Genomic DNA, 12,874 nt, shown 5'->3' on the forward strand with positions numbered 1-12,874 from the left:
CACTTAAAAAATTAAAAAAAACTAATGAGGCGTTAACCGTGGCTATACTTTCTTTCAATAAGCTGATTGATAATATCACTGTAGAATTTTACGAAAATGAAACATAATTTTTACATTATCTTTCCCTGTTCCTGAGATGAGGTTATGATGTCCGCGACAGTAACAGCCTGTTTATAAAACGGCAGCATCGCCGTCGACTATTCTATAACCATAACAGTAAGAAATAGCTTCAGCGTTCACGCCTCTGAAGCGATAACACGTTGATATGTTCAATTCGGTTTTTTCCCCGTCACTACCCTGGTAAATCAAGAAAAAGGAAGGCCCAATGAATACTGTTTTTGGCGCTTATAACAATTTCAGAGTCGGTGTGAAGCTGGCGATGGGATTCGGACTGATATTATTAATGGCGGCGATAATCATGCTGTCAGGGATCAATGGCTTTCGTAATATTGATGCGTATTCCCAGAAATCCATTATCAGCAATAATATTAACAGTTATCTGGAAGAGGCCCGGCGGGAGCGTCTGCGCTTCCAATATACCCATGATTATGCGGCGATTAATAAAAACGGCGAATTGCTAAATAAAATGACGCAATCGCTGAATGTCGCCCAGACAATGAAATGGGATGCGGACACCCGTATTGTACTGGACAGGATTATCCAGTCCGGCAAGGAATATAATGTCGCGCGGGAAAACCTGATCAGCGCCAGTCAGAAGCGGGACGCTATCGGTCAGAAACTATCTCAGGATACCATCGGTAAAATCATTGATACCCTGCGCGGGAAATTTGATGCCGCCACGCTGCCGGCGGAATTACGGCTGGAATTTATGTATATCAACGAGGGGCTGTCTGATATTAAAGACACCGCCCATGAACTGACGTTGATGCCGTCCGCCGAAACTGAAACGGCGCTTCGCAAGACGCTGGACACCGCACAACGCGCCATCACGCAGGCGCTACCGAAATTCAGCACGGAGCAGCAGGCCTGGCTGAATCAGACCTGGCTGCCTTTCGCCACCTACAGCGGGGATATCACCCTTTACATGGCGGCCTATCAGGAAGAGAACGCGGCGTCCCAGCGCATGGCGGATATCGCGCTGGTTCTTAACCAGTCTGCGACCCAGCTTTATCAAACCCAGTTGGATAAGGTGGATAACATTACCCGCCAGTCGCAATACCAGCAGTGGATCATCGGGCTGGCGATTATCGCCATCGGCGTGCTGATGGCCTGGCGCATCACCCTGCAACTTACCCGCCCGTTGCGTCAGAGCCTGTCGCTGGCTGAGCGGATCGCCCAGGGCGACCTGACCGCCTCCATCACCGTCACCCGTAAGGATGAATTGGGTCAGTTGATGACGGCGATGAATGCGATGAACCACAAACTGCGCGAGATGATCGGCACCATTCGCGAGGGGGTGAGCAATGTGGCGTCCGCCGCGTCGGAAATCGCCGCCGGCAACACCGATCTCTCCTCCCGCACCGAGCAACAGTCGGCCGCCGTCGTGGAAACCGCCGCCAGCATGGAGCAGTTGACCTCAACGGTGAAACAGAACGCCGACAACGCGCATCACGCCTCGCAACTGGCGGCCGATGCGTCAGGCAACGCCACCAAAGGCGGCGAGATCGTCACCAACGTAGTGAGCACCATGAACGAAATCGCCGTCAGTTCCCGGCGCATTTCCGAAATCACCACCGTCATCAACGGTATCGCCTTCCAGACCAACATTCTGGCGCTCAATGCTGCGGTGGAAGCGGCGCGCGCCGGCGAACAGGGCCGCGGCTTCGCGGTGGTGGCCGGTGAGGTACGCAGCCTGGCCCAGCGTAGCGCCCAGGCCGCCAAAGAGATTGAAACCCTGATCGGCGAGTCGGTCATCCGGGTGAATACCGGCTCCTCGCTGGTGGAAAGCGCCGGCAAAACCATGGACGAGATTATCCGTTCCATCGCCCATGTGCATGACATCATGGGGGAAATCGCCTCAGCTTCCGACGAGCAGAGCCGCGGCATCAATCAGATCTCCAACGCGGTAGCCGAAATGGACGCCACCACCCAGCAGAACGCCGCGCTGGTGGAAGAGTCTTCCGCGGCGGCCAACTCACTGGAAGAGCAGGCACAAGCGCTGGAACAGGCCGTCTCGATATTCCGCCTCGATAATGACGACAGCCATCGCTTTGCCCGCACCGCGCACAAACCCGGCGCCGTCAGCGCTAAAAAACCGCTGATGCTGGCCAGCGCCGGAGCAGGCACCCGCTCCGGCAACGACGAGTGGGAGTCGTTCTAACCCGTTAATCCAGCCTCATCATGGCGGGCGTCGCCCGCCATGTTTTATCACTTTCCTCGTTTTACCACCCAGCGCATAAGCTCAGTCACTCTTCGCATTTAATGTCGCGGTGATTTCCTGCAATACTGCCTGAGCGCGCCGTCATCATGTTAATGATATTTAAGCATTATTTATGCAATAAGCCGATGCCGCGCGTGGTGCTCGCCTTTTATTTATTGATTAATTCAACGCCTATTTTTATCGGGGGATAACCGGCGTAGCCAGGCTCACACTGGCATGTAACATCCCCACGGAGACAGGCGCTTAACCATTCACACACGGGGACATTATGCATTTATCTTTTCGTACCATGATTGCCGCGCTGGCGCTGGTCGCCACGCCCTGGCTGGCTCGGGCCGAAGCGCCCGCCTCCACCTGGCAACACATCAAACAGACCGGCGAACTGCGCATCGGCGTGGCGCAGGGCGAACCCTGGTATTTCAAGAACGCGGCGACCGGCGAATGGGACGGTATCGGCTATCAGGTCGGTAAGGTGCTGGCGACAGACCTTGGGGTTAAGCTGGTGACGGTGGAAACCACCTGGGGCAACGCGGTCGCCGCGCTGCAAACCGGCCAGATCGACACCATGCTGGTGCTTGACCCCACCGACGAGCGCAAGAAAGCGGTCGATTTTCCTGAACAACCGTTCTTCTGGTATGCCCAGGGCGTACTGGTGCGCGACGGCATCAGCGTCACCAACTGGGAAGACCTCAACCGGCCGGATGTCAAAATCGGCGTCACGCTCGGGTCCAGCCCGGACCTGCTGCTGACCAAAAATCTGCCGAAAGCGCAGTTGGTGCGTTTCCCCAACATGGATGAAGGCGTGGCGGCGTTTTATGCCGGGCGGGTGGATGCGTTGTCCTACTTCCATCCGGCGCTGGCGCTGCAACAGGCTAAAGTCGGCAAAGGCAACCTGATCCTGCCGAAACCCATTGTGGCGGTCAGCACCAGCGGCGCTATCCGCAAGGAAAGCGACCAGACCTTCCATCAGTTCCTCAACGACGAATTCGGCAAGCTCTATCAGTCCGGTCAGATTCAGCAGTTCTACGAGCAGGCGCTGAAAGCCCGCGGCGTGGACATCAGCAAGGTGCCGCCGGTGATCCGCGAAGCGTGGAAATAACCGGCGAGCGAGGAACGTCAGCCCGCGAACAGCGGCGCCAGCGCCAGCGCCGCATCCGGCTGGCGTTCCAGTTCAAGCAGCGTATCAATAAGGCGATCGACCTCGTTCTCGCCCAGCCGCCGCGACAGATTGTCGCGGCACTTGCGCACAATCTCCGCTTCCGCCATCGGGTTCTCTTCGCACCCTGGCGGATAATCCACTGCCGGCGCGTTCAGCCACTGCCCGTCAACGACCACCCTCACCCGATTAACCGGCCGCCGCTGCACCGCCATCAACCGATCCAGCTCGTCATCCACCACTAACTCGACCCGGCGGGCAAACGCCAGCAGCGTCGCATCCTGCCGCGCCGCCGCGTTGCTCCAGCTCTGTCGGGGAAGGCCGTAGGCCAGGCAGGCCAACGCCAGCGGCACGCTGAACTGGGCATCGGTTTCGCTCAACAGCTGGGTATCGGCGAATTGCTGCACCAGCGTCTGGCTGCCGATGACCTGAATCCGCGCGATCCGATCCGGCGTTAGCGCCTGCTGCGTCAGCAATTGCTCAAACGCCGCCAGCGCGGTGTGCATCCAGCGGCAAACCGGGTAACGTTTGAAACTGGCATGGCGCAGCCGCCACGCATCCCCCAGCCCGTCGACCAGTAGCGACGCATCACAGCGGTCGGAGCCGATCATGCGCCAGAACCCGTGCTCTCCGTCCAGTACGTCGCGCGGCCCGATAATGCCTTCCCTGTGCAGCAACACCCCGCGCACCCCGGCCTCCGTCGCCGGCGCGTTATAATCCTTGAACGCCACCAGCGGCCGCTGCCGCCAGTTGTACTTGTGCAGCCCCGGCAGCGGGGTCAGCGACGCCGCCAACCCGATGGCGTTTTCCAGCCCGGCGGCATCGCAGCCGCTCAGCAAACCGAACACGACCGCCGCGCCCAGCGACTGGTGCTGGCACACGCCGTACACCTGCCGAAAACGCTCCGGACTGGGTTGCTGAGCGAGAATCACGCGCCCGTTGATTTCCCAGGCCGCCGCCAGCGCGCACAGCAATTGCGCGCCGGATACCTGCCGCTCGCCCAGCGCCGCCAGCGCCGCCGCCACCAGCGTGGCGCCGGGGTGACCCATGCCGCGACCATCCCGCTCAAAGCCGTCGTCATAATCCAGCGCGTTCATCGCCGCCGAATTGACGAACGCCGCCCCCAGCGCCGACAGCCCGTCCCGGCGTCCCAGCACCGGCGACGTCCCGGCGGCATACTGCTGGCGCGCCATGCGCTGCGCCTGCTGAAACACCTCGCTATCCAGCCCGGCGATGCCGCACCCCAGCGTATCCAACAAATGCAGCAGAATTTTTCGCCGCCAGACCGCCGGGATCGCCGCCGGGGTTAGCCGGCAGGCAAAGCGGGCCAGCGTCAGGGTTATCGGAGCGGCGTGGTTCAGGGAAGTCATCGGTTTAGATTCCTGTCGGCGTCAGGGACGGCATATCAAATATATCGATGATAACACTCCGTTTTCCGGCTGCTTTATGCCATTTTCGCTACCGGTTGCAACCAAACGACATAACCCGTCGTTCCGGTAGCGGATGGATATACCGCTGCATGGCTATCACCCCATATGTCTATCAACCTGCATGTCTATCTACCCGCACGGCTATCAGGCTGTATGGCTTTACCGCTAAATAGCATTTTATTTCTAAAAATCGCATATAGATGGTTAGTTATATTATTTTTATGGCATTACGCCTGAGTTTTACCATGTCCACCTCGTTATTAACCGAGGTGATGACTATGCCTATTCCTACATCCGTACCTACGTCGGTACTCGGCCTGATCGGCAACACCCCGTTGCTGGAGCTGACGCAGTTCGATACCGGCCCCTGCCGGTTATTCGCCAAGCTGGAAAACCAGAATCCCGGCGGCTCGATCAAAGATCGCGTCGCGCTATCGATGATCGAGGCGGCTGAGCAGCAGGGAAAACTGCAGCCCGGCGGCACGCTGATCGAAGCCACCGCCGGTAATACCGGGCTTGGGCTGGCATTAGTGGCGGCGCTCAAAGGCTACCGCCTGATTCTGGTGGTGCCGGACAAGATGAGCCGGGAGAAAATCTTCCACCTGCGCGCGCTGGGCGTCGACGTGCGCCTGACCCGTTCCGATGTGGCTAAAGGCCACCCGGACTACTATCAGGACTACGCGCAACGACTGGCGGACGAGATCCCCGGCGCGTTCTACATCGACCAGTTCAATAACCCGGCCAACCCGCTGGCCCACTACCGTACCACCGCGCCGGAACTGTGGCGGCAGATGGAGAACGACATCGATGCTATCGTGGTCGGCGTCGGCTCCGGCGGAACACTGGGCGGACTGAGCCGCTACTTCGCCGAGGTGTCGCCGAAAACCGAGCTGGTGCTGGCGGACCCGGCCGGGTCGATCCTGACCGATTACGTGCGGCAAGGCACCACGGGCGAAGCGGGAAGCTGGCTGGTGGAGGGCATCGGCGAGGATTTCCTGCCGGCGCTGGCGAATTTCAGCCAGGTGAAACACGCCTACGCCATCAGCGATCGGGAATCGTTTCAGGCCGCCCGCGCGCTGTTGCTCAAAGAAGGCGTGCTGGCCGGCTCCTCCAGCGGCACATTGCTGGCGGCGGCGCTGCGCTACTGCCGCGCCCAGACCGAACCGCGCCGGGTGGTAACGCTGGTGTGCGACAGCGGCAACAAGTACCTGTCGAAGATGTTCAACGACTACTGGATGATTGAGCAAGGGTTAATCCAACGCCCGCCGCTGGGCGACCTGCGCGATCTGATCACCTATCGCCATAACGAAGGCGCCACCGTGTCGGTCTCCCCGGCTGACTCGCTGGCGATTGTTCATGCCCGGATGCGGCTGTACGACATTTCCCAGTTGCCGGTGCTGGAACACGACCGGGTGGTCGGGGTGATCGACGAGTGGGACCTGCTCAACAATCTCAAGACCAACCCGCGCCATTTCTCGCTGACCGCCCGCGACGCGATGACCGATCAGGTCAACACCTTGCAGAAAGATGCGTCGTTCGATCAACTGCTGACCACCTTTGATCGCGGGCATGTGGCGGTGATTCTGGACGGCCAGCGTTTCCTCGGCCTGATCACCCGCACCGATGTGCTCAATCACTGGCGGCATCTGGTGCGCTGACCTTTCTACCGATTACCACAAGGATTAACCATGAGCCATTTCGATACCCTGACCGTTCACGCCGGCTACACGCCGGACAGCACCGGCGCGGTGATGCCCGCCATTTACGCCACCTCCACCTTCGCCCAGCCGGCGCCCGGTCAGCACACCGGCTACGAGTACTCACGCAGCGGCAACCCGACCCGCCACGCGCTGGAAGCCAATATCGCCGCGCTGGAAGGCGGCATTCAGGGCTTTGCCTTCGCCTCCGGGCTGGCGGCCAGCGCCACGGTGCTGGAACTGCTCGATCAGGGCAGCCACATCGTCGCGGTGGATGATATTTACGGCGGCACCTGGCGATTGCTGGACCGGGTGCGCAAGCGTACCGCCGGACTGAGCGTCACCTACGTCGACCCGGCCGACCTGACCACGCTGGAGCAGGCTATCACCCCGCAAACCCGCATGATCTGGGTAGAAACGCCCACCAATCCGCTGCTGAAACTGGCCGACCTGCGCGCCATCGCCGAACTGGCCCAGCGCCGCGGCGTGATCAGCGTGGCGGACAACACCTTCGCCTCCCCGGCCTTGCAGCGGCCGCTGGATCTGGGCTTCGATATCGTGGTGCACTCGGCCACCAAGTATCTGAACGGCCACTCGGATGTGGTCGCCGGGCTGGCGGTAGTCGGGCGGGACCAGGAGCTGGCGGCGCAACTGGCGTTTTTGCAGAATGCGGTGGGCGGGGTACTCGATCCGTTCAGCAGCTTCCTGACGCTGCGCGGTATTCGCACGCTGGCGCTGCGCCTTGCCCGCCATAGCGACAACGCGCTGACGCTGGCGCGCTGGCTGGAGCAGCAACCGCAGGTGGAGCAGGTGTACTATCCCGGCCTGCCGTCTCACCCGCAGCATGCGCTGGCGCGTCGGCAAATGAGCGCGTTCGGCGGCATGATAAGCGTCAGGCTGCGCGGCGACGCCGACTACGCCGGCGCGGTGATTAAGCGCACCCGGCTGTTTACGCTGGCGGAAAGTCTGGGCGGAGTCGAAAGCCTGATCAGCCAGCCCTTCAACATGACCCACGCTTCCTTGCCGCTGGAACAGCGCCTGCGCCTCGGCATCACGCCGCAGTTGCTGCGTCTGTCGGTCGGCATCGAAAACGTGGAAGACCTGATCGCCGATATCCGGCAGGCGTTAACCGGCCAGACGGCGTAATCCCGCTTATCAGGGCTGTCGTCGACAGCCCCAGATGACTGACAAACCCCTTAAGTACAAGGGTGAGGGGGTTTTCCGGCGTCAAAAACTGTGCTGAGGCAGGCGACTTCGCCGGGTGAGCCGCACGGACGCGGCGAAAGCCCGATTTTCTATCTGCGACTCAGCGAATTTCCCGCTTTCCTTAGCCAAAAATCGGCTATCAATCCGCTTTTTTAGCATTTACTTATCACATTTTTCGGCTGCTAAGATGCGGTGGATATAAAAAACATTATCGATATAACAATTCGTACGCCATTGGCGTTATCAGGGAAAAACACATGCGTTATCAATGGGATTTTTCCGCCCTGCCGCACTGGTGGCCATTGCTGCTGGACGGGTTATGGGGAACGGTCCGCATCGGGTTTACCAGCATTCTGATCGGGATGCTGGTCGGCGCGCTGCTGGCCGCCATGAAACTGTCGTCCACCCGGCTGTTGCGCCTGCCCGCTCACCTGTTCATCGGCTTTTACCGCAACACGCCCGCCATCGTGCATTTTTTCTGGATTTACTACGCGCTGCCGGTCGTCAGCCCGCTGACCCTGTCGCCGTTCGCGGCCGCAGTAACGGCCCTGTCGGCGCAGTCGGCCGCGTTTTACGCCGAAGTCTACCGCGGCGGCATCCTGTCGATTGCCGAGGGTCAGTGGGAAGGCGCCAAAGCGCTCGGCATGTCGCGCCCGCTGGCGCTGCGCCGCGTGATCCTGCCGCAGGCGCTGCGACGCATGATCCCGCCGTTGATTGAACGCTCGTTCGAGCTGATTAAATCCACTTCGCTGGCGTCGTCGCTGGCCTACGGCGAGCTGTTGTATCAGGCGATGCAGATCAACAGCCAGAGCTTCCGTCCGCTGGAAGTCTACAGCCTGGCGGCGCTGCTCTATTTCACGCTGCTGTTTGTCCTTAGCCTGCTGAGCCAGTACGTCGAGCGGCGGCTGTCTTACGCCCGTGTACAGTGAGGTCGCCGATGCACTATCAATGGAACTTTGGCTTCATCTGGCAACAGTTGCCCGTCCTGCTGCGCGGGCTGGGCGTCACGCTGGAGCTGTGGCTGCTGGCGGGTATCGGCGGCACCCTGCTTGGGCTGGCGCTGGGCATCGCCCGCACTGCGCGTCGCCGCGCCGTCCGTCTGCCGGTGATGGCGTTCGTCGAGCTGTTTCGCAATACGCCGGTACTGATTCAGCTGATCTGGTTTTACTACGCTCTGCCGGTGCTGGCGGGCATCCAGTTCAGCACCTTTGGCGCGGCGACGTTGGCGCTGACGCTCTACACCGCCGCCTACAGCACCGAAATCTTCCGTGCCGGTCTGCAATCGATGGAGCAAGGCCAGTGGGAAGGCGCCAAAGCGCTCGGTATGTCTTACCCGCTGGCGTTGCGGCGGGTGATCCTGCCGCAGGTGTTGCAACGCATGTTGCCCGCGCTGACCAACCGCCTGATCGAACTGGCCAAAGTCACCTCGCTGGCGTCGATGCTGGCGGTCAATGAACTGATGTATCAGGGCCGGCTGCTAAGCAGCGATACCTATCGGCCGCTGGAAATCCTCACCGTAGTGGCGTTGTTCTATTTCGTGCTGATCTGGCCCGGCAGCTATCTGGCCGCGCGGCTGGAGCGGCGCTGGCGCTCGCCTTTATCAACCCGATAACCTTTTATCAACCCGGAAACCCTTTATGACTGATTCGCAGGATATCGTTTTACGGCTGCGCGGACTGACCAAAGCATTTCACGGTCAGCCGGTGCTGAAAGGCATCGACCTTGATGTGCGGCGCGGGGAGAAAATCGCCATTATCGGCGGCAGCGGTTCCGGCAAGAGCACCCTGCTGCGCTGCCTGAATTTCATGGAGGTGCCGAGCGGCGGCACCATCGAGCTGGACGGCGAGGTGCTGGGTCAACCGTTGCCGGACGGCGCGCGGCGCTATGCGGAAAAGCAATTGTGCGCGGTACGTCAGCGCGTCGGCATGGTGTTCCAGCAGTTCAACCTGTTTCCGCACCTGACGGTGCTGCAAAACGTGCAGGAAGCGCTGCTGTCGGTGAAAAAGCTGCCGCGCGCCGACGCCGCGGTCATTGCCCGCCGGCAACTGGAGAAAGTCGGGCTGGCGGACAAACTCCACGCCCGCCCCGGCAACCTGTCCGGCGGCCAGCAACAGCGGGTGGCGATTGCCCGCGCGCTGGCGATGGAGCCGGAAATCATGCTGTTCGACGAGCCCACTTCGTCGCTTGACCCGGAACTGGTGGGCGAAGTGCTGCACACCATTCGCGCGCTGGCGGACGACGGGCGTACCCTGCTGCTGGTGACCCATGAACTGGGCTTCGCCTGGCACTTCGCCGACCGGGTGATCTTCATCGCCGACGGCGTTATTCACGAAATGGGCAGCGCCGAACAGGTGCTGCGTCATCCCCAACAACCCCGCACGCAGGCGTTTCTGGCCCGCTTCGCCGAACGCGCGTTTTAAGGAGTCGTCATGAACGCTTCATCCCCTTCCGCCGTCAGCAGCCAGGCTTACCGGCAGGATCCCCGCAACGACGACGTGCTGGTGTACGTCAACGGTGAATTCGTGCATCGCTCACAGGCGGTGGTATCGGTGTTTGATTCGGGTTACGTCTGCGGCGACGGCGTCTGGGAAGGCCTGCGGCTGGTCAATGGCCGTCTGATTTCCCTCGACGCCCATCTGGACAGGCTGTTGGCCGGCGCGGCCGCCATCCGGCTGGATATCGGCCACAGCCGTGCTGAACTGATCGACATTTTGCTGCGCACGCTGGCTATCAATGGCATGACCGACGGCGCGCACCTGCGGCTGATGATCACCCGCGGGCGCAAAAGCACGCCTAATCAGGATCCGCGCTTTATCCTTGGCGGCGCGACGGTGGTGTGCGTGGCGGAATACAAAGTGGTGGATGAAGCGGCCAAACAACGCGGACTGGCGCTGTTCACCTCCAGCTACCGCACCAGCACGCCGGACGTGTTCGACCTGCGGCTCAATTCCCACAGCCGCCTGAATCTGATTCAGGCGCTGCTGCAGGCGATCGAGGCCGGCGCTGACGAAGCGCTGATGCTGGACCCGCACGGTTTCGTCGCCAGTTGCAACTCCACCAACTTTTTTATCGTGCGGCGCGGCGAACTCTGGACCTCCAGCGGCCGCTACTGCTTCAACGGCATCACCCGCCAGACGGTGATCGATCTGGCGCGCGCCCACGGCCTGACGGTACGGGTGAATGATTTCACGCTGGCGGAGGCGCTGACCGCCGATGAAGCCTTCGTCACCGGCACGCTGGCGGGCATCACCCCGGTGCGTAAGCTGGATGGACGGGAATTTGATCCGACGCAGCGCCACATCACCCAGCAACTCAAAGCGTGTTATCAGACCTTTATCGAAACCTGATACGCCGCCCGGCAGGCACCGTCAAAAAACCGGGGCCGCGCCCCGGTTGCCGTCAGTCAGCGAAACCCATACTTCTCGCGTAGCCCCAGCTCCGCCACGATACGCACCCCGCGCTCCAGCGCGTCGCCGTCCAGATCGCGCAGCGGGCGGCGCAGGCTGCCCGCAGGCAGGCCGAACGCCTTCATCAGCGATTTCACCGCCACCGGATTAATGGCGGAATAGGTGTAGTGCAGCAGCGGCAGCAGATGCTGATACGCGTTGCGAAAACGCTCGGCATCGCCCGCCTCTCGCCACGGCCGGGAGATCGCCGCCAGCTCCGCCGGCGCGATATTGCCGGTCATATTGGCGGTGCCGTGACCGCCCAGCGACATCGTGGGTACGACCAGCCCGAGATTAGGCGAATCGCAGCACATCACCGACACGTCCGGGTTGCCCGCCAACACTTGCGCCACCTGGCCGACACGGGTGGTGGATTCCTTATGGATCACGTAGTTCGGGTGCCTGAAGATACGCAGCAGCGACGTCCAGTGCAGGTCGGTTTTCACCCGCGGCGGGTTGTTATAGATACCGAGCGGCAGGTCGGTGGCGTCGGCGATCTCCAGAAAATAGTGCTCGATATCGCTTTCGCTGGCGCAGATATAGGCAGGCGCGGCGATGATGGCGCCATCAGCGCCGTTGTCTTTGGCAAAACGCACATAGTCGATGGTGGTATCGGTATTGTTGCCGGTACAACCGAAAAAGATCTTCATCTTGCCGCTGTTGAAACGGGCGGTGCGACGAATGATTTCCCGGCGTTCTTCCGGCGACAGCATCGACACTTCGCCGGTGGACCCCATGATCAGCACCGCGGCGGTGCCGTTTTGCTCCTGAAACTGCAGCAGGGTTTCGAACGCGCCGAAATCCACGCTGCCGTTGTCGTTAAACGGGGTGATCAGAGCCACAAACGACCCTTCGATTTTTTCTCTGCTCATAGCCATTCCTGTCTGATGAAACGTGGTTGTCATGAAAAACGGTTATTCGCCCGGCGCGGAATCCGTCGACGGCGCGGCGAAGCCCGCGCTGACGAACCGTAACAGTTGCCGCAGCACCTGCTCGTCGTCGTTGTTGTCGCATAATCCCTGCGATAACAGCGACAAACGGCCGGAACGCGGATCGACGTCCGCCAGCACGTGCATGGCCGCGCCGCGGGCAAACTCATAGCGCCAGATAGCCTCGGCGCGTGAAATATGCGGCACCGCCCGGACGAACGCCTGAATAAAGCGGTGGGCGGTGCCATCAAAACGGTCCGACAGCAACAGCGATACCTCGCCCTGCGGCGTGGCGCGCAGGTGCTGCAACAGCCGTACCGCGATACGGCCGCCGTCCGGCGTGCGGGCGCTCTGCACCAGCGGGCGCAACAGGGCATCCAGCAACGCCGCCAGCGGCGGCGAATCGCCCCACCGCCGCTCCGCCTCGTCCAGCAACCGGCCGCGTTCGGTGTTCAACGGCTGCAACACCGCATCCAGCACCGCCTGCAACAACCCGTCTTTGGAACCGAAGTGGTAGTTGATGGCGGCAACGTTGACCTGCGTCGCTTCGGTAATCTCCCGCACCGTAGTCAGGTCGCTGCCTTTATGGGCGAAACGCGTCATCGCTTCCTGCAGGATGCGCTGGCGAACATCCACCTCTTTTTCTTTGGCTGCTGTATTCATTGATTG

Annotated in this window: 11 protein-coding genes; 8 read left to right on the forward strand and 3 right to left on the reverse strand. The window is 60.9% G+C overall.

The features are described from left to right. Positions 1 to 325: 325 nt before the first annotated feature. Together CPA59_RS12440 and CPA59_RS12445 are read left to right on the forward strand one after the other, a co-directional pair. A complete protein-coding gene (locus CPA59_RS12440) occupies positions 326 to 2,281 on the forward strand; it encodes a methyl-accepting chemotaxis protein (protein WP_038919228.1) in 1,956 nt (651 codons plus the stop codon). A gap of 349 nt (positions 2,282 to 2,630) precedes the next feature. After that, the gene (locus CPA59_RS12445) at positions 2,631 to 3,440 is read left to right on the forward strand and encodes a transporter substrate-binding domain-containing protein (RefSeq protein WP_369831433.1); all 810 of its coding nucleotides are present in this window, start codon (positions 2,631 to 2,633) and stop codon (positions 3,438 to 3,440) included. A 17-nt stretch (positions 3,441 to 3,457) separates the two neighbouring features. On the opposite strand, the gene CPA59_RS12450 is transcribed toward CPA59_RS12445, so the two are convergent. Continuing rightward, positions 3,458 to 4,867 carry an MmgE/PrpD family protein gene (locus CPA59_RS12450; protein ID WP_107759523.1) on the reverse strand — a complete coding sequence of 470 codons (1,410 nt, stop codon included), beginning with the start codon at positions 4,865 to 4,867 and terminating at the stop codon, positions 3,458 to 3,460. A 338-nt stretch (positions 4,868 to 5,205) separates the two neighbouring features. Between CPA59_RS12450 and CPA59_RS12455 the strand changes: the two genes are divergently transcribed. The 6 genes from CPA59_RS12455 to CPA59_RS12480 all read left to right on the forward strand — a co-directional run bounded on the left by CPA59_RS12455 (position 5,206) and on the right by CPA59_RS12480 (position 11,177). Then, on the forward strand, positions 5,206 to 6,585 hold the full coding sequence (locus CPA59_RS12455) for a cystathionine beta-synthase (protein ID WP_038920992.1): 1,380 nt from the start codon (positions 5,206 to 5,208) through the stop codon (positions 6,583 to 6,585). 30 nt (positions 6,586 to 6,615) lie between these two features. Beyond that, positions 6,616 to 7,770 carry a PLP-dependent aspartate aminotransferase family protein gene (locus tag CPA59_RS12460; protein WP_038919231.1) on the forward strand — a complete coding sequence of 385 codons (1,155 nt, stop codon included), beginning with the start codon at positions 6,616 to 6,618 and terminating at the stop codon, positions 7,768 to 7,770. A 317-nt stretch (positions 7,771 to 8,087) separates the two neighbouring features. Next, a complete protein-coding gene (locus CPA59_RS12465; protein WP_038919233.1) occupies positions 8,088 to 8,759 on the forward strand; it encodes an amino acid ABC transporter permease in 672 nt (223 codons plus the stop codon). A gap of 8 nt (positions 8,760 to 8,767) precedes the next feature. After that, on the forward strand, positions 8,768 to 9,442 hold the full coding sequence (locus CPA59_RS12470) for an amino acid ABC transporter permease (protein ID WP_038919234.1): 675 nt from the start codon (positions 8,768 to 8,770) through the stop codon (positions 9,440 to 9,442). A 25-nt stretch (positions 9,443 to 9,467) separates the two neighbouring features. Further along, positions 9,468 to 10,250 (forward strand): amino acid ABC transporter ATP-binding protein, encoded by a 783-nt coding sequence (locus CPA59_RS12475; protein ID WP_038658117.1) that lies wholly within the window; start codon positions 9,468 to 9,470, stop codon positions 10,248 to 10,250. 9 nt (positions 10,251 to 10,259) lie between these two features. After that, positions 10,260 to 11,177 carry an aminotransferase class IV gene (locus CPA59_RS12480; RefSeq protein ID WP_107759525.1) on the forward strand — a complete coding sequence of 306 codons (918 nt, stop codon included), beginning with the start codon at positions 10,260 to 10,262 and terminating at the stop codon, positions 11,175 to 11,177. Positions 11,178 to 11,233: 56 nt separating this feature from the next. On the opposite strand, the gene CPA59_RS12485 is transcribed toward CPA59_RS12480, so the two are convergent. Continuing rightward, complete coding sequence (locus tag CPA59_RS12485) at positions 11,234 to 12,148, reverse strand: 4-hydroxy-tetrahydrodipicolinate synthase (protein ID WP_107759527.1); 915 nt, start codon at positions 12,146 to 12,148, stop codon at positions 11,234 to 11,236. 42 nt (positions 12,149 to 12,190) lie between these two features. Continuing rightward, positions 12,191 to 12,868: a TetR/AcrR family transcriptional regulator gene (locus CPA59_RS12490; protein ID WP_049854066.1), complete on the reverse strand. Its 678-nt coding sequence runs from the start codon at positions 12,866 to 12,868 to the stop codon at positions 12,191 to 12,193. Positions 12,869 to 12,874: the final 6 nt, after the last annotated feature.

Source organism: Dickeya sp. Secpp 1600 (genome assembly GCF_003049805.1).
GTDB classification, from domain to species: Bacteria; Pseudomonadota; Gammaproteobacteria; order Enterobacterales; family Enterobacteriaceae; genus Dickeya; species Dickeya fangzhongdai.